Genomic DNA, 17,379 nt, shown 5'->3' with positions numbered 1-17,379 from the left:
AGCACCGCGGTGTTCACCACCAGGCGTTGGCGGCCCTGATCGGTCGACCCGTCGGAGGAGCGTCGGAGGCCTGCAGGTAGAGCAGGCCCTCCCGCTCCTCCGACGTCCACGACCGGATCGGGAGGAGCTTGGGCGAACCGCCGACGCAGCGTCCCTTACCGTTCCAACGCCAGCGGTGCGCCGGGCAGTCGATGTTGTCGCCGACGACCCTCCCCTTGCTGAGATCGGCGCCCATGTGCGGGCAGCGCGAGTCGAGGATGTGGATGACGCCCGCCCGGTCCGAGAAGACGACGAGGTCGGTGTCGAATGCCCAGACGGCGTGCGGTTTTCCGTCGCGATAGTCGTCGGCCGTTCCGAGGCAGTGCCAATCCGACACGGGGTCTCCTTTTTCCGGGCGTGTACACCGGAAGCACACGCGGGGGCCCGGTCACGGTGGCCGATACCGACGAACCACGTCAATCGCCAGACCCGCCCACCGGAACCCCGGCTCACATCGACCGCAGGTCGCCCTCGCGGTCGCGGCCCATGCCCAGTCGCTCGGGGGCGTGCATGCGGGTGAAGATCCGGCCGACGTCGCGCGGCGCCTGCCGCCGCGTCGCGAGACTCACCACCACCATCGCCGCGAACGACAGCGGCACGCTCACCGCCGCCGGGTAGCCGATCAGCACGGCGGGCCAACCGTGCCAGACGTCGTCGGACACCACGTCGACGACGGCCAGCAGCGCCGCTCCTCCGCCGGTGACGATGCCGACCGTCAACCCCGCCGCCGCACCGGCCGCCGTGAGCCCGCGCCACCAGATGCCGAGCACCAGCAGCGGGCACAGTGTGGACGCCGCGACCGCGAACACCAGACCCACCGAGCGGGACAGGTCGAAGGACGTGGCGCCCAGGGCCAGCACCAGCGGCACCGCGCCCGCGAGGACCGCCGCCACCCGGAAGTCCCGCACCCGCCCGCGCAGGACGTCGGTGCTGAGCACGCCGGCGATGCTCACCAGCAGCCCCGACGACGTCGACAGGAACGCCGCGATCGCGCCGGCCGCGACCAACGCGGCCAACAACTGCCCGCCCCAGCCCGACAGCACCGATCCCGGGAGCAGCAGGACCGCCGCGTCGGAGGTGCCGGTGATGAGCAGCTGGGGCACGTACAGCCGCGCGAACACCCCCAGCAGCACCGGGAACACGTAGAACACCCCCACCAACCCGATCACGACGAGCGACGTCAGCCGCGCGGCGCGGCCGTCCGGATTGGTGTAGAAGCGGACCAGCACGTGCGGCAGCCCCATCGCGCCCAGGAACGTCGCGAGGATCAGTGAGTACACCTGGTAGAGCGGGTGCGAGCCGCCGAATCCGCCGCCGGGCGCGACCCATCCGGCGCCGTCGGCCGGGGCGCCCGCGACGACGGGAACGGGCGATCCCGCGGGCAGCACCAGCGTCGTGCCCTTGCCGAGTTCGTGCCTGCCGGTGCCGAGTTGCACCGCCCCGGACATCTCGCGTCCGTCCAGTTCGCCGTCGACGGTGACCACGGTGGGCGTCGCCACCTGCACGACGACGTCGGTGGTCACGTCCACCGACGTCTGCACCGCGACGGTCGGCGGTGCGGGCTCTCCGACCGGCTTCTGGTCGGCGAACCAGTGCACCGCCAGCACCACTGCCGGGACCGCGACGGCCGTGAGCTTGAGCCAGTACTGGAAGCCCTGCACGAACGTGATCGACCGCATGCCACCGCCGACTACGTTGCCGATCACGATGGCGCCGACGACCACGACACCCACCCACCCGGGCAGGCCCAGGAGGATGTTCAGCGTCAGCCCGGCGCCCTGCAGCTGCGGCACCATGTACAGCGCGCACACCAGCGCCACGACGATCATCGCGACCCGGCGCACCCGCACCGAGCCCAGCCGGAACTCCGCGAAGTCCGGCACCGTGTAGGCGCCGGACCGGCGCAGCGGTGCCGCGACGAACAACAGCAGGCCCAGGTAGCCGGCGGTGAATCCGATCGGGTACCACAGCGCGTCCGCGCCGTACTTGGCGATCAGCCCGGCCACACCCAGAAACGAAGCGGCCGAGAGGTATTCACCAGATATCGCGGCCGCGTTCCATCGCGGACCGACGCTGCGGGACGCGACGAGGAAGTCGGATGTGGTGCGCGCCAAGCGAACCCCGTAGATCCCGATGCCGACGGTGGCCACGGCTGCCACGACGAGGGCCAGCACCGTCATGAGGGGAATCGGCTGTCCGGTCATGGGCATCGTCGTGTCGGCGACATCATCAGTCGTCGACCAGGTCGGTGAAGTCCTGCTCGTTGCGTTCGGCGGCGCGGATGTAGAACCATCCAGCCGCCAACAGGATCGGAACCGGCAGGCACACCGCGAGCAGCCACGGCAGGCGGATCCCGAGCACCGCTACCTCGCCCGCACCCGGGAACACCACCAGCACCAACGGGATCGCCGCGAACAGCAGAAGGACCGCGAGCGCGACCCGCAACGCCAGGCTCAGCTGGGCACGCACGAGCCCACGGATCATCGCGTCCCCGACCTCGGTCTGCTCCTGGACCTCGACGCGGGTGCGCACCATGCGGGCGCCGCGCCGGGTCGCGAGAACCACCCGTTCACGCGGCGGCGGCGTCGCCCGACCGGACGGCGGGGGCACCGCGTCCGGCGAGGTCATCGCGACGTCCAGCTCTGGCGCGGCCCTCGGATCAACCGGTCCTTGAGTTCGCGGGTGTGCCGGCGGCTGACCGGCAATTCCACGGCCGGCGCGTCACCCTGCGGTCGCAGGCACACGACCAGCCCGGATCCGACGCTGCGGATGCCGGTCACCTCGCCGAGCGACACCAGGTACGAGCGGTGCACCCGCAGGAACCCGGCGTCGGACCAGCGGCTCTCGAGTGCCGAGATGGGGATCCGCACCAGGTGCGACCCGGTGGCCGTGTGCAGGCGGGCGTAGTCCCCGTCGGCCTCCACCCACTTGACCGTCGACCGCGGCACCAGCGTCGTCACACCGCCGAGTTCCACGGGGATCACCTCGTCGGCCGACGCCCCGTCGACGGCGTCGACGCGGGTGCGGCGCCGCCGCTCGACGATGCGGCGCACCGACTCCGCGAGGCGTTCCTCCCGCAGTGGCTTGAGCAGGTAGTCGACGGCCCCGAGGTCGAACGCGGCCACCGCGCGATCCTCGTGCGCGGTCACGAACACCACCGACGGCGGGTTCGCGAACTGAGTCAGGATGCCGGCCAGCTCGAGACCGTCGAGTCCGGGCATGTTGATGTCGAGGAACACCGCGTCGACGCCGCCGTCGCGCAGGATCCGCAGCGCGGTCGTCGCGTCGCCGGCGGTGCGGGTCTCGCCGATCTCGGTGCGGGCCCGCAACAGGAAGGCGAGCTCGTCGAGGGCAGGTCGCTCGTCGTCGACTGCCAGCACGGTCAGGAGGCCATCAGCGGGCCCGTCGGGGGTCTCGTTCACAACGGAACCATCGTGCCACGTCACGCCCGCGACCCCGATCCGGCGGGCCGAACGGTCGGGATCAGGCGCGGATCCCGGGCCGGAACTTCGGCACCCGCATGCTCACCTTCGTGCCCGCGCCCGGCGCGGTCTCGACGACCAGGCCGTAGTCGTTGCCGAACGCGGCCCGCAGCCGGTCGTCGACGTTCGCGAGGCCCACGTGCGCGGCCTCGGACGTGCTCGGCCCCCGGGACCCGGCGGCCCCCGAAGCCCCCGACACCACGGCGTCCAGCTCCCCCGACCGCAGCAACTCGGGGTCCATGCCGACGCCGTCGTCCTCGACGCTGATGATGCAGTCCGGGCCCGCGTCGGACGCGACGATCGTGACGGTGCCGCCGTCCGGTTTGCCGGACAGCCCGTGCCGCACGGCGTTCTCCACGAGGGGCTGCAACGCCAGGAAGGGCAACACCACGTTGAGGACCTCGGGGGCGATCTGCAGTCGCACCTCGAGGTTGTCGCCGAACCGGGCCCGTTCGAGCGTGAGATACCGGTCGATGTTGCGCAGTTCGTCCGCGAGCACCGTGTACTCGCCGGCCGCGCGGAACGAGTAGCGCGTGAAGTCGGCGAAGTCGAGCACGAGTTCGCGCGCACGCTCGGGGTCGGTTCGGACGAACGACGCGATCGTGCCGAGCGCGTTGTAGATGAAGTGGGGGCTGATCTGGGCGCGCAGCGCGCGCACCTCGGCGCGATCGAGGCGCGCACGGGAGGCATCGAGTTCGGCCAGTTCGATCTGGCTGCAGGCGTACCGCGCCACCTCGGTGAGCGCGCCCAGCATCGCCGGCCCCGGTTCCGAGGTGGTGACCACTCCCAGCACACCGACGACGCCGGTGTCCTCGATCAGCAGCGGCTGCGCGACGACGGCGCGCACGTCGTGCTCACCTGCGCGGCCCAGATCGCCCTGCCCCACCGGCACGCGGCGGCCACCGTCGATCGCCCGCGCCGCCGCCGCGACGAACTGCCCCGACAGCGCCTCGTGCGGGCCGGTCCACGCGAGCAGCGCGCCGTCGGGCCCGGCGATCGCGAGGGATTCGGCGCCGGTCAGCAGCCGCAGGTGCGGCGCGGCCTCCCGGGCCGACGCCTCGTCGAGCCCGCGGCGCAGCGGCCGGGCGGCGAGCGACGCGGTATGCAGCGTGTCGTGGACGGCCCGCTCGGCGGGAGTGGTGAGCACCCGCCGGGTGCGCATCGCGACGACGGTCGCCGCGACCGCGACCACGACCACCAGCGCGACCCACAGCACCGCGCTCACGGGGCCGCCTGCCCGGCGCACGTGTTCACGATCGGTGCACCGGTGAACCGCTCGGTGACCCAGTCGATCGCACCGGGCAACGCGCGCGAATCGGCGTGTACGTCGTCTGCCCGGTACCGCAACTCGATCGCATCGCCGAGCCCGCACGCGCGGCCGACTGCCGCGATGGTCCAGTCCGGAAGGATCAGATTGTCGCGACCACCGACCACCACCAGCATCGGTGCCGCGGTCCGGCGCTGCGGCAGCGCGTCCTGCGCGAGCCACTCCCGCATCCGGACCACGTCGTCCATGCTGCGCGGGATGGTGTCGGCCGGGGTGATGCTCAGTGCAACCGACAGTTTCCGCGACGCGAGTGCGCCGGTGCACGAACGGATCACGTCCCGGTTCTCGGTGAGCGGCCCCCGGATGTAGGCGCCGGCGTCCAGGTCCGGATGCTTCACCGTCAGACCGTCGAGCAGCATCGGCAGGAACATCTGTTGCGGCACATCCAGAGTCGGCGGCCCGTCGGAGACGATCGGGCTGAGATCCGCGGGCGGCGACAGGCTCGCGGCGCCCACGAACTCGAGACCGTCCCCGTACACCGGGGCCTGCTCGGCCGCCGCCCAGGACGCCTGCCCACCCTGCGAAACCCCGATCGCCGCCCATCGCGGCGAGGCGTCCGGGACGAGGAACCGCGCGGCCCGGACCGCGTCGATCAAGTTGTGCGCGGCCGTGATCGGCTCGAGGTACGGGTGCGGCCCGCCGGTGCCCAGGCCCTCGTAGTCGGTGACCGCGACGACCATGCCGCGGGCCAGGAGATCGCGGACCAACCCGGCCGATCCCAACAGGTCGGGAGCGCGGGACGGTGCGCACTCGTCGAGCAGCCCGGTCGTCGGATGCCCCACCGTGACGATCGGCCACCCGCCCGGCGGCGCCTGCCCGGGCGGCACGAACACGGTGCCCGACACCTCGGTGCCGTGGCCGTCGATCCCCGACGTCGACCGGTAGAGGATCCGGTGGCCGGCCAGCCCGGTGCCGGTGAACGGTTCGGCGGAGCTCACGATGCCCCGCTCCGCCGGGGCCGGCTGCGCGACCGCCGTGGTGGTCGTCGCGGTCGAGGTGGTCCCGGCATCGGGCGCACCGGCCGTCGCCCCGCAGCCGGCGACCACCGCCGCGCACGCGAGCGCGACGAGCGCCGTCCTGATTCGGGTCACGGATCGATTGTGCCTGTCCGGGGTGGCCTGGGCCGAGCCGATCATCCGCGCCGTCGACGCACGCGCTGTTCGGCGGCCGCCTCCTCGATGTCGCGGGATTCGAGTTCCGCGCGCAGTACCTCGTCGTCGAGGAATCCCTCGTCGCGGGCCTCGATCAGGGCGCTGCGCTGCGCCTGGAGCACGCGGCGCCGCACAGAATCGAACACCGTCCCCGCCTTCCGCAGCCTGGTGGCGCTCTCGTTGTCGCCCTCGGCCTCCTCGACCTGCGCTTGCGCCCGGACCGACACCCGCACCCGGTTGAGGGCACGAACGAATTCGTCGGGGTCGGCGCCGGGCGGCGGGCTGGCCGCGACCTCGGCGAGCGCGCGGTCGGCGGCCACGGCGGCGACGCGCCGCGCCAGCTCCGTCTGCTCGCGCACGCGTTCGGCCTCCGCCGGATCCGCGACGTCGAGGCGGTCGATGAGGAACGGAATCGTCGCCCCCTGGATCAGGAGCGTGCCCACCGCGACGACGAACGCGATGGCCTGGATGACGCCGCGGCCCGGGAAGGGATCGCCCGACGCGGTCAGGACCGGGATACCGCCGGCGGCGGCAAGTGTGACGACACCTCGCATACCCGCCCACGAGACGACGAGCTGCTGCTTCCAGGTGAGCCCGGTGGTGCCGGCGCGGCGCGCCGCGAACCGCAGCCGCAGTGGTCCCCAGTTGAGGAACACCCACAGCGGCCGCACCAGGATGACCACCGCCAGGACCGCGAACCCGTACGCGAACACGTGGTGGACCGGCAGCCCCTCGTCGGCGACGTCGTCGATCACGAACTTCAGCTGCAAGCCCATGTACGCGAAGACGAACATCTCGAGCAGCATGTCCAGCGTCGCCCACAGCGACCGCTCCTGGAGCCGGGTCGGGATCGAGACGTCGGTGGCGTGGTGTCCCATGAGGAACCCGGCGACGACGACCGCGAGCACGCCGGAGGTGTGGATCTCCTCCGCTGCGAGGTAGGCGGCGAACGGCAGCACCAGCCCGAGGACGGTCTCGAGCGGCGAGTCGTACATGCGGGCGCGAACGAGCCGCACGACCGTGGCCATCGCGACGCCGACGGCGACACCGCCGACCACCTCGTACAGGAAGAACAGCACCGGCTGCTCGACGACGACGCGGGTTCCGGCGACCGCCGAGACACCGACCGTGAACAGGGTCAGCGCGGTCGCGTCGTTGAGGAGCCCCTCACCGGTGAGGATCGCGAGCACCCGTCGGGGCAGACCGAGCTTGCGGCCCACCGTGACCGCGCTGACGGCGTCGGTCGGCGACACCACCGCACCGAGCACGAAGGCCGCGCCGAGCGTCAGCTCCGGCACGATCCAGTTCGCGAAGAATCCGACTGCGAACGCCGTCACCAACACCAGCCCGACGCCCAGGCGCAGGATCGGAGCGATGTTGCGCCGCAGGCTGGACATCGAGAAGTCCACGGCGGCCGAATACAGCAGCGGCGGAAGAACGAGGCCGAGGATGACCTCCGGCTCGAGTTCGAGCCGTGGCATTCCCGGAATGAAGGAGGCCGCCGAACCGACGGCGACGAGGACGAGGGGTACTTGCAGGTCCCGGCGCTTCGCCAGGCTCGTCACCGCGATCGACACGATGACGACGAGCAGTACCAGGGTTCCGTTCACATGACGATTGTGCCGTCGAACGGCCCCTGGTCACTCGTGTGCCGCGCCGTTACTCCTTCGGCGGCACAACCTTCTTCGCCGCCTCTGCGGCCTTGTCGATGTGCTCGCTGTACTTGCCGCCGGTCTTCTCGTCGGCGAGGTCCGCGGCCTTGTCGATCACTTCCTGGACCTTGTCGGAATGCTCCGCTGCAAGCTCCTGGCCCTTGTCCACAAGTCCCTTGACCGAATCCATGAAGCCCATGATGGCGACGTCCTCCTCCACGTCGAGCACGACTGCCGTGCCCGTCGCCCCCAAGTCTCACACCGACGCCGCGGCGGCTGCCACTGTGGTCCCGGCCCCGCTCAGGCCGATCCGGGAGCCGGGACGGCGCCCGACCCGTCCGCGGACCGCGCCCATCGCGGCAGGATGAAGATGCCCTCCGCCTCGACGCACACGCCGTCGGGTCCGGCGAGATGACCGACGACGAACGTCTTGACGCCCTCGACGCGGTCGATGCGGGCCTCCGCGTGCAGCTTTCCCAGCGGCGTGGGCCGGCGGTAGCGCAGGGTGAGCGTCGCGGTCATTCCCGGAGCGCCACCGTGCTCGGCCGCCTCGCCCAGAACCTGGTCGAGCACGAGCGCCGAGATACCGCCGTGCGTGAGGCCCGCGGGACCCTCGTATGCCATGCCGAGTTCGAAGTCGGCCCAGACGCGGCCGTCGGGGTCCCGGTTGATCTCCACCGGCGGCGCAACCGCGTTGCGCAGGCCCACGACCGCGTTGCCCCACGCGCGCTTCGTTCCCGACTCACTCCACCGCACGCCGAACGGGTGCGGCCGGGTCTGCTTGCCCAGCAGGGCCTTCGCGGCCTCGATGTGCTCCTGCGCACGACGAACGTCGTCACTGTCCACCTCGGTCGCCAGTGAAACCTCGATCAGATCCCGCACGCTCGCGGTCAGAGGCCCGAAGACGTCGGCTTCGCGCGCGATCTCCTCGTCCGTCAGACCGTCGAACATGTAGAGGACCTGCTGTTCCTCGACCGAATCCGCCACAACGCCTCACTCCCGCAAGAACCCGATGTGCATCATGCACGTGACGTGCACACTACATATCGCGGTTCACACCCCTGCGGCACACCACCTGGCGGAACTGACCGACCCGATCCGATCGTGCCGGGCGGCGGGCACGATCCCCGGTAACAGCACCGCCCACATCTCGTCGACATACCGATCGAGGTCCTCGAGAAAAGTGCGCATTCGCGAGACCAGCTGGGCCCCGGCGACAGCACAGATCAGATGGCGCGCGAGCACCGGCGCGGAGACGGTGTCGGCCACGTCCCCCTGCTCGATCGCGCGCTCGACGAAGCGGGTGCAACCGGCCGTCCAGGCGTTGTACGGATCCGACGGACCACCGTCGTCCGTGCCCGACCAGCCCAGTTCGACGGTCAGCCGAATCCCGGCTCGCACGATCGGGTCGGTGACGATCTGGCGCACCATCTCGTGGCACAGCATCACGACCTGTTCGAGCGCAGACGCGTCCGTTGCGGCGATCGCCGCGGTCGACGCCGCCGCCATGCCACGCTGTTCACGAATGATCCACTGCGCCAGACCGTCCTTGGATCCGAAGTGGAAGTACAGCGCTCCCTTGGTGATTCGCGCGCCGGCGACGATCTCCTCGACGCGCGCACCGTAGTAGCCGAGCCGGTCGAAGACCTGCGCGCCGCAGAGCGCGATCTGCCGCCGGGTCGCCACCGCACGAGCCTGCTGCGCCACCTGCCCCTCCGCCCGAAGCCCGACTACCCGCCGATGCCTTCCGTCAGTCGAATCCCAACCAGGAATCCGGGGTGAACACCTCGTAGTGGATGTTCTCCGGGCGGACCCCCTTCACCACCGCGATCTTGCGGACCTGCCGCATGAACTGGGGCGATCCGCAGAGGTAGACGTCGGCCTTGCGGTCCCAGTCCTGTTTGCGCAGCAACTCGAGACCTTCCTCGACGTCGGCGACGTAGAAGGTGTCGATCGACGTCTTGCCCGCGTACGCGCCGAGCAGTTCCCGGATCTGGCCGCGGTGGCCGAAGGCCTCCTCGGTGGTGTCGACGTGGAAGATGTGCACGGGGCGTGTATCGCGATCCGCGACCATCCGCTGCAGGACGGCGACGGTGAGCGCGGAACCCACACCGGACGAGCCCAGCACGATCGGACCGTCGGCCGGGATCGGATACGGCGTCCCCGCCGGGATCGACACGATGAGGGGATACCCGACGCCGACCTCGGCGATCAGCTTGTTCGACACCCGCCCGCCCGGCACCGCGCCGACCGTGAACTCCCACGTGCCCGGCTCCGCGCCCGCCATCACGGTGTACTGGCGGATCTGGCGACTGCCGTCCTCGTAGATCACCGAAACGGAGATGTACTGACCGGCCTCGAAGTGATTCATCGGGCACTGCTGGTCTCCGGCGATGGTGAATGTCCATACGTCCGGGGCGATCTCGCGGCGGCCGACGACCGTGAGCGCGGTCCAGATCTGGCCCGAGGGGACTCCGGCCTTCTCGTACGCCGCGGCTTCCTGCTTGATGAGCGAGTTCGCCATGAGCCAGTAGACCTCGTCCCACGCTGCCGCGACGTCCGCGGTCACAGCGTCGCCGAGGACCTCGACGATGGCCTTGAAGAGGGCCCGGTGCACCAGGTCGTAGTGCACCGCGGTGATGCCCAACGACGCATGCTTGGCGGCGATTCGGGACATGACGTGATCGACCGGCGGCGCGTCCTCGGTGACCAGCAGGGTGGCGAAGGCGGCGATCGCGCCGGCCAACGCCTTCTGCTGCTCCCCGCTCTCCTGGTTGGTCTGGTTGAACAGATCCTTCTCCAGGGTGGGGAGACTCTCGAAAAGATACTTGTAGAAAATGCTGCTGATCTGGCCCAGATTCTCGCCCACGACCGGGAGAGTTGCCTCGATGATGGGCAGGGACGCAGGCGAAAGGAGCGACGAATTCGGCGCAACGACAGCTTCGGACATCAGATAGTCACGACCTTTCGAGACCAATCGAAAACGGCGGATAGAGCATCGCTGACCCCCTGATGAAAGGCGATCTGCACGGAAGAATCGGAAACGTCATCATGAAATTGAGGACCGAACTTGTCCTGAAGCGCGATGACCATTCGAGCGACCGGTGCCGACACCGCACCCGACGAGGCGTGCGGGTGGTACAGGGCGTCGGACTCCCCGAATACGACCAGCACCCCCTTGAGGTAGTACTGAATCTCCAGGGACTCGAGATACGAATCGAGATCCGACATCGACGAGCCCCGAAATTCCGCATCCTCGAGCAGCGCGAGAGCCCCGCGGGTTGCCGTGAACGGTTCGTATCGAAGAGATTCTCGATGATCGAACTCCGGGCCCACCCCGGGCCGGGTCAGGGTCATCCTTCTAGTCCTTCATTCTTTTTCACAACGAGCTTCTGCGACTGCAAAAAGGTGCCGAAACGGAACATGGGTGGGGCCATTTCAGGAATGGCCCCACCCTGTGTTCATGCGTATCGAGTTGTCAGGACCGGAGCCAGGAGTCCGGCCCGAAGACCTCGTAATGGATCCGGGAGTCCGGGACACCGGCCACGTCGAGCAGCTTGTGGGTAGCCGCCACGAAGTCGACCGAGCCACAGATGAGGACGTTGTCGGAGTCCTCGAAGGTGCGCTCGTCGATCGCGCGGGCGAACGCCTCTCCCGGCTCGCCGTAACAGAAGACGTGTTCACCGCCGAGCTTGTCGAGCAGATCCACGGTCGTCTCGGCGAACGCGTGGGAGGCGCCGTCGGAATCGGCGTGGATCACGACCACCGGATTCTTTCGCCCCTGGGCGACCATGCCGCCCAGGATGCCGACGAACGGAGCGTTGCCGATGCCCTTGGACAGGAGGAACACGCGGCCGTCGCCCTCGGGGAGGGCGACGTCACCGAACGGCGGTGAAGCGACGACCGTGGTTCCCGCAGCGACATGGTCGTGGATGAAGTTCGACACCTCGCCGAGCGGATCGCTCTTGTCGCGCTTGACCGCTACCTCGATCCTGCCGTTGCCGAAGTCGACGATCGAGTACTGGCGGATCTGCCGCGCGCCGTCGGGGAGCTCGACCCCGATCGACAGGTACTGACCGGGAACGGGCTCCTGGAACCCGCTGGCGTCCAGGACGAGCGACACCACATCGTCGGTACGCCGGACGACCTCCAGGACCTGGACGTCCCGGAGCACCGTGTCAGCGTCGACGTCGGCATCCTGGTAGAGCTGCTTCTCCGCGTCGATCAGTGCGTTCGCCAGGAGCCAGTACACGGCGTCCCACGCCTCGGCCACCTCCGGCGTCACCGCCTCACCGAGCACGTCCACGATCGCTTCGAACAGGAACGTGTGCACCACGTCGTACTGGGCTTCACTGACGCCGAGCGACGCATGCTTGTGTGCGATCCGGCCGATCGTCGCGCGAGGATCCTCGTCCGTGTCCGAGATCAGGAGCGTCGCGAAGTTGGCGATCGAACCGGCCAGCGCCTTCTGTTGCTCGCCCCGAGCCTGGTTGCTCCTGTTGAAGACGTCGCGCTCGAGCACCGGTGCCGCGTCGAACAGCTTGGTATAGAACAGCCCGGTGATGGCGCCGATGTTCTCCCCCACCACGGGCAGGGTCGCCCGAATCACCTCGGCATGCTTCTCCGACAACAGTTGCGCTGTAATGGCCTTCTCCCCTTCATCCCGACCGAAATCCATTGGTCCGTCGTGTATGCGCGACTGGACTCTACAGACCGAGATCACCGAATTTGTCGGGATTGCGCAACGTATTTCGGACAGGTGTTCAGAGGGGTTCCCGACGGGGCTCGGGAACCGTCGTCTCAGGCTCCGTGCACGCCCGGAAGGTCGTCGCTCGACGCGAACAGCCGCCGGTGCTCACCGTGGATCCGCCCGGTCACCCACCACGCGACCTCGACCGCCAGGACGCCGACGAGACCGATCGCGAACGCCCCGGTCGTGGCGGTGACGTTGGACGGGTCGAGCTTGAAGAACTCGCGCGTGAAATCGAACCCGAACAGGACCACGTAGCCGAGCACCGAGCACACGATCAGCACGATCTTCCACCACGTGTACGGCCGCGCGACGACCGCGAGCACCCACAGGGCGATCATGATCAGCGTGATCAGCGCGGTGGTGCTGGCCTGTTCCACCTGCTGCTCGGTGGCGTCGGGCCCCTTGTACGCGAGCAGGTACGACGCGTAGGTCGCGATGCCGATGATGACGCCCGACGGGATCGCCAGCCGCATCACGCGCCCGACGAAGCCGGAGCGGGCGCGTTCGTTGTTGGGCGCCAGCGACAGGATGAACGCCGGGATGCCGATCGTGAACCATGCGGCGATCGTCACGTGTCGCGGCAGGAACGGATACGGCAGCGGATTGAGGTCGAAGATCTGCGCGACCACACCGGAGACGCCGATGAGGAACGCCAGCAGCACCGAGTACACGGTCTTGGTCAGGAACAGGTTGGAGACCCGCTCGATGTTGCCGATCACCCGCCGGCCCTCGCCGACGACGTACGGCAGCGTCGCGAACTTGTTGTCCAGCAGGACGATCTGCGCCACCGCGCGGGTCGCCGGGCTACCCGAGCCCATCGCGACTCCGATGTCGGCGTCCTTCAACGCCAGGACGTCGTTGACGCCGTCGCCGGTCATCGCGACCGTGTGACCACGCGACTGCAGCGCACCGACCATCGCGCGCTTCTGATCGGGGCGGACCCGGCCGAACGTGGTGGCGTCGTCGAGGGTGTCGGCGAGCTTGTCGGGATCCTCCGGCAGCTGGCGGGCGTCGACGGCGTTGTCGCCGCCGGGCAGGCCGAGCGAGGTCGCGACCGCGCCCACCGACACGGCGTTGTCGCCGGAGATGACCTTGACCTGGACCTTCTGGCTCGCGAAGTACTCGAGGGTCTCGCGGGCGTCGGGGCGCACCTTCTGGTCGAGAACCACCAGCGCGCGCGGCGTCACCACGCCGGGGGCGTCGGGTGCGTCGACGGGACGATCGCTGCTGCCGAGCAGCAACACCCGCAACCCCTGCGCGCCGATCTCCTCGGCCTCGCGGGCCATCTCGCTTTCCGGGTCGAGCAGGACGTCGGGGGCGCCGAGTAGCCAGTTGCCGTTGTCGCCGTACGACTGGCCGCTCCACTTCTTGGCCGACGAGAACGGGGCGACCGCGGTGGCCTCCCAACCGGGATCGTCGGGGAGTGCCTCGCGGATCGCGAGCATGCTGGCGTTGGGGCGCGGGTCGTCGGCGGCCATCGCGGCCAGGGCGCGGGCGGCCGGCTCGTCGTCCGCCTGCGCCGTGCGTAGCTCGGCGAGCTTCATGCCGTTCTCGGTGAGCGTGCCGGTCTTGTCGGCGCAGACGACGTCGACGCGGGCCAGGCCCTCGATCGCCGGCAGTTCCTGCACCAGGCACTGGCGTTGACCGAGCCGAATCACGCCGACCGCGAACGCGATCGACGTCATCAGCACGAGGCCCTCGGGGACCATCGGCACCAGCGCCGCGACCATGCCGTTGAGCGCGGGACCGAGCGCCTGTCCGCTCGAGAACAGCTGGTTGTAGATGATCAGCGCACCCGCCGGGATCATCAGGTAGGTGACGAACTTGAGGATCTTGTCGATGCCGGATCGCAGCTCGGAATGGACGAGCGTGAATTTGCTGGCCTCCTCGGCAAGCTTCGCCGCATACGCCTCGCGGCCGACCTTGGTGGCCCGGTACGCGCCGCTGCCGGCGACGACGTAACTGCCCGACAGGACCTGCGCACCGACCGGCTTGTGCACGGGGTCGGCCTCACCGGTGAGCAGCGACTCGTCCACCTCGAGCGCCGACGCCTCGACGACGATGCCGTCGACGACGATCTGGTCACCCGGGCCGAGCTCGATGATGTCGTCGAGCACCACGTCGTTGGGCGCGACGGCCGCGGTCGCGCCGTCGCGGCGGACCATCGGCTTGGACTGACTGACGATCGCGAGCTTATCGAGTGTTCGTTTGGCGCGGATCTCCTGGATGATGCCGATCCCGCTGTTGGCGATGATCAGCAGACCGAACATCCCGTCGATGATCGACCCCGTCGACAACACGATGATCAGCAGCACGCCGAGGATCGCGTTGATCCGGGTGAACACGTTCCCCCGGACGATGTCCTTGACCGATCGGCTGGCCCGGTCGGGTACATCGTTCGTCTGCCCGGTGGCGACGCGCTGGGCCACCTGGTCGGCTGTGAGCCCGAACTCGATGTGCCGGGGATCGGTCTCGAGCGTGCCGACAGCGCCGCCTTCGGTCGGGTCGTCCGTTGCCATGACACGAAGGCTATGCCAACCCGCGCGGGCCCGGGCAAGCTGTTCCCATGACGACCCGCGCACAGACGACCCGCGCACTCGTGTCCCTTACGTCCGGTGCCGACTTCTGGCACACCCAGGTCCCGCAGGGAACCGGTCTGCCGGCCGTCATGCTCGCCGACGGGCCGCATGGGGTCCGCAAGCAGCGGACCGAGACCGGGTACTCCCCCGAGTCGGTGCCGGCGACGTGCTTCCCGACCGCGTCGGCGCTCGCCGCGACCTGGGACGTCGAACTGCTCGAAGAAGTGGGCGTCGCGCTCGGCACCGAGGCCCGCACCGAGGGGGTGAGCGTCCTGCTGGGTCCGGGCGCAAACATCAAGCGCAGCGCGCTGTGCGGCCGCAACTTCGAGTACTTCTCGGAGGACCCGTTCCTCTCCTCCCGCATGGCCGCCGCCTGGATCCGTGGCGTGCAGTCCACCGGCGTCGGCGCGTCGCTCAAGCACTTCGCGGTCAACAACCAGGAGTTCCGTCGCTACAGCATCGACGCGCTCGTCGATGCCCGCGCGCTGCGCGAGATCTACCTCGCGAGCTTCGAGCACGCCGTGGTCGAGGCGCGACCCGCGACGGTGATGGCCGCCTACAACCGGGTGAACGGCACCCACTGTGCCGAGAATCACGAACTTCTCACGCGGATCCTGCGCGACGAGTGGGGCTTCGACGGCCTCGTGGTCTCCGACTGGGGCGCGGTCACCGAGCGGTCGCGGTGCCTCGCCGCCGGGCTGGATCTCGAGATGCCCGGCTACGACGGCCGCGGTGACGACACGGTGCTCTCGGCAGTGGCGTCGGGTGCACTGAGCCCCGCCGCGGTCGAGCGCGCCGCCGACGCCGTGACCCGTCTGATCGAGCGGACCGCGACCGGACGCGCCGCCGCGAAGGGATACGACGCGAACGCCCACCACGCACTCGCGCGCCGAGCCGCCGAGGCCGCCGCGGTGCTGCTGAAGAACGACGACGCCGTCCTGCCCCTGAAACCGTCGGCGCGGATCGCGGTGATCGGCGAGTTCGCGAGGCAGCCGCGATACCAGGGCGCCGGCAGTTCCGGGATCAACCCGCACCGGCTCGACGACGCGTGGAGCGACCTGTCCGAGCGTGTCGGCACCGACCGTCTCACCTTCGCGCCCGGCTACCACCGGGGCTCCGGCCGGACCGACGCCGCCCTGCTCGACGAGGCCCGCGCCGCCGCGCGGGACGCCGACGTCGCGGTGGTGTTCGCGGGCCTGCCCGACAGCTACGAGACGGAGGGCGTGGACCGCGCGAACCTGGCGCTGCCGGACGGTCACGACGCCCTGATCGCCGCCGTCGCGCAGGTCTGCCCCCGGGTGGTCGTCGTACTCGCGAACGGCGCACCGGTGACGATGCCGTGGCACGACGACGTCGCCGCGATCGTCGAGTGCTACCTGGGCGGGCAGGCGGCGGGCAGCGCGATCGCGCGCATCCTCACCGGCGACGCGGAGCCCGGCGGCCGGCTGGCCGAGACGTTCCCGCTGCGCACCGCCGACAACCCGGTGCACGTGTGGCCGGCCGGACCGGCGGTGGTCGAGTACCGCGAGAGCGTCTACGTCGGGTACCGCTACTACGACACCGCCGGTCTGGACGTGCGCTACCCGTTCGGGCACGGGCTCTCCTACACGACTGTCGTGTGGTCCGAACTCGAGATCGCCGAGGTCGAGAACGACGTAGCGGCCGAGCAGCGATTCGACGTCGCCGTGCGGATCACGAACACCGGCGACCGCCCGGGCAGCGAGGTCGTCCAGGTGTACGTGCGCGACGTCGAATCCACCGTGTTCCGGCCCGAGCAGGAACTCGCCGGCTTCGCGAAGGTATTCCTGGCGCCCGGCGAGTCGCGCCGCATCACGGTTCAGGTGGACCGCCGCGCATTCTCGTTCTGGGACACCACGATCGACGACTGGTCGATCGAGTCGGGCGAGTTCGAGATCCGGGTTGGGGCCTCCTCCCGCGATGTGCGCGCGTCAGCGATCGTGCGGCTCGAGTCCGACCGCAGCGGATTCGCCCCCGGCCCCCGGGCATACCACGGCTCACCGGTCTTCGAACGGGATGCGTTCGCGGAACTGTACGGAAAACCGCTGCCCGACAACGTCGTCGACGCGTCCGGCCACTACACGGTCGACACCCCGATCGCCGACATCCGGCATCCCGCCGCGTCACTGCTGACGACGGTCATGCGGCGCAAGGTCGCCGCGATGGCCCCGACGGTCGACGAGGACGATCCGCTGTCACTGCTGCTCGAGCGGTCCCTGCAGGAACTGCCGCCGCGGATGATGCCGATGCTCACGCAGGGCGCCCTCACCCCTGATACGGCGCAGGCGTTCGTCGACATCTGCAACGGCCGCGGCGTGAGCGGGATCCGGGCGCTGATCGGATCGCTGCGCCGCAGGTGAGTTCGGCCGCGCGGCAGG

General features: G+C 69.7%; 15 protein-coding genes. 1 reads left to right on the top strand and 14 read right to left on the bottom strand.

Going from position 1 to position 17,379, the window contains the following annotated elements:
• Nucleotides 1-13: 13 nt before the first annotated feature.
• The 14 genes from ACQ5DX_RS03040 to ACQ5DX_RS02975 all read right to left on the bottom strand — a co-directional run bounded on the left by ACQ5DX_RS03040 (nt 14) and on the right by ACQ5DX_RS02975 (nt 14,923).
• On the bottom strand, nt 14-376 hold the full coding sequence (locus ACQ5DX_RS03040; RefSeq protein WP_430331214.1) for a Rieske 2Fe-2S domain-containing protein: 363 nt from the start codon (nt 374-376) through the stop codon (nt 14-16).
• A gap of 112 nt (nt 377-488) precedes the next feature.
• On the bottom strand, nt 489-2,243 hold the full coding sequence (locus tag ACQ5DX_RS03035; protein ID WP_430331213.1) for a cation acetate symporter: 1,755 nt from the start codon (nt 2,241-2,243) through the stop codon (nt 489-491).
• A 25-nt stretch (nt 2,244-2,268) separates the two neighbouring features.
• Nucleotides 2,269-2,667 (bottom strand): hypothetical protein, encoded by a 399-nt coding sequence (locus ACQ5DX_RS03030; protein WP_430331212.1) that lies wholly within the window; start codon nt 2,665-2,667, stop codon nt 2,269-2,271.
• On the bottom strand, nt 2,664-3,461 hold the full coding sequence (locus ACQ5DX_RS03025; RefSeq protein ID WP_430331211.1) for a LytR/AlgR family response regulator transcription factor: 798 nt from the start codon (nt 3,459-3,461) through the stop codon (nt 2,664-2,666). The genes ACQ5DX_RS03030 and ACQ5DX_RS03025 overlap by 4 nt, the downstream gene beginning before the upstream one ends.
• 61 nt (nt 3,462-3,522) lie before the next feature.
• Nucleotides 3,523-4,767, bottom strand: coding sequence for a sensor histidine kinase (locus ACQ5DX_RS03020; RefSeq protein WP_430331210.1), 1,245 nt, complete (start codon nt 4,765-4,767; stop codon nt 3,523-3,525).
• Nucleotides 4,743-5,984 (bottom strand): lipase family protein, encoded by a 1,242-nt coding sequence (locus tag ACQ5DX_RS03015; RefSeq protein WP_430331209.1) that lies wholly within the window; start codon nt 5,982-5,984, stop codon nt 4,743-4,745. Before ACQ5DX_RS03015 ends, ACQ5DX_RS03020 begins: the two co-directional genes overlap by 25 nt.
• The gene (locus tag ACQ5DX_RS03010; RefSeq protein WP_430331208.1) at nt 5,981-7,609 is read right to left on the bottom strand and encodes a Na+/H+ antiporter; all 1,629 of its coding nucleotides are present in this window, start codon (nt 7,607-7,609) and stop codon (nt 5,981-5,983) included. The genes ACQ5DX_RS03015 and ACQ5DX_RS03010 overlap by 4 nt, the downstream gene beginning before the upstream one ends.
• Nucleotides 7,610-7,658: 49 nt before the next feature.
• Nucleotides 7,659-7,850, bottom strand: a complete 192-nt coding sequence (locus ACQ5DX_RS03005; protein ID WP_430335530.1) for an antitoxin — start codon at nt 7,848-7,850, stop codon at nt 7,659-7,661.
• 101 nt (nt 7,851-7,951) lie between these two features.
• A complete protein-coding gene (locus ACQ5DX_RS03000) occupies nt 7,952-8,638 on the bottom strand; it encodes a PaaI family thioesterase (protein WP_430331207.1) in 687 nt (228 codons plus the stop codon).
• Between the two features lie 66 nt (nt 8,639-8,704).
• Nucleotides 8,705-9,358, bottom strand: a complete 654-nt coding sequence (locus ACQ5DX_RS02995) for a ScbR family autoregulator-binding transcription factor (RefSeq protein ID WP_430331206.1) — start codon at nt 9,356-9,358, stop codon at nt 8,705-8,707.
• A 43-nt stretch (nt 9,359-9,401) separates the two neighbouring features.
• Nucleotides 9,402-10,520 (bottom strand): globin domain-containing protein, encoded by a 1,119-nt coding sequence (locus tag ACQ5DX_RS02990; RefSeq protein ID WP_430331205.1) that lies wholly within the window; start codon nt 10,518-10,520, stop codon nt 9,402-9,404.
• Between the two features lie 80 nt (nt 10,521-10,600).
• Nucleotides 10,601-11,008 carry a hypothetical protein gene (locus ACQ5DX_RS02985; protein ID WP_430331204.1) on the bottom strand — a complete coding sequence of 136 codons (408 nt, stop codon included), beginning with the start codon at nt 11,006-11,008 and terminating at the stop codon, nt 10,601-10,603.
• 121 nt (nt 11,009-11,129) lie between these two features.
• The gene (locus ACQ5DX_RS02980) at nt 11,130-12,281 is read right to left on the bottom strand and encodes a globin domain-containing protein (RefSeq protein WP_430331203.1); all 1,152 of its coding nucleotides are present in this window, start codon (nt 12,279-12,281) and stop codon (nt 11,130-11,132) included.
• A gap of 170 nt (nt 12,282-12,451) precedes the next feature.
• On the bottom strand, nt 12,452-14,923 hold the full coding sequence (locus ACQ5DX_RS02975; RefSeq protein WP_430331202.1) for an HAD-IC family P-type ATPase: 2,472 nt from the start codon (nt 14,921-14,923) through the stop codon (nt 12,452-12,454).
• A gap of 47 nt (nt 14,924-14,970) precedes the next feature.
• Here ACQ5DX_RS02975 and ACQ5DX_RS02970 point away from each other — a divergent pair, with 47 nt between their 5' ends.
• Nucleotides 14,971-17,361, top strand: a complete 2,391-nt coding sequence (locus ACQ5DX_RS02970) for a glycoside hydrolase family 3 C-terminal domain-containing protein (RefSeq protein ID WP_430331201.1) — start codon at nt 14,971-14,973, stop codon at nt 17,359-17,361.
• Nucleotides 17,362-17,379: the final 18 nt, after the last annotated feature.

The organism is Rhodococcus sp. ACT016, from assembly GCF_050477185.1.
GTDB lineage: Bacteria > Actinomycetota > Actinomycetes > Mycobacteriales > Mycobacteriaceae > Prescottella.
This window is presented reverse-complemented; position numbering and strand designations above follow the sequence as displayed.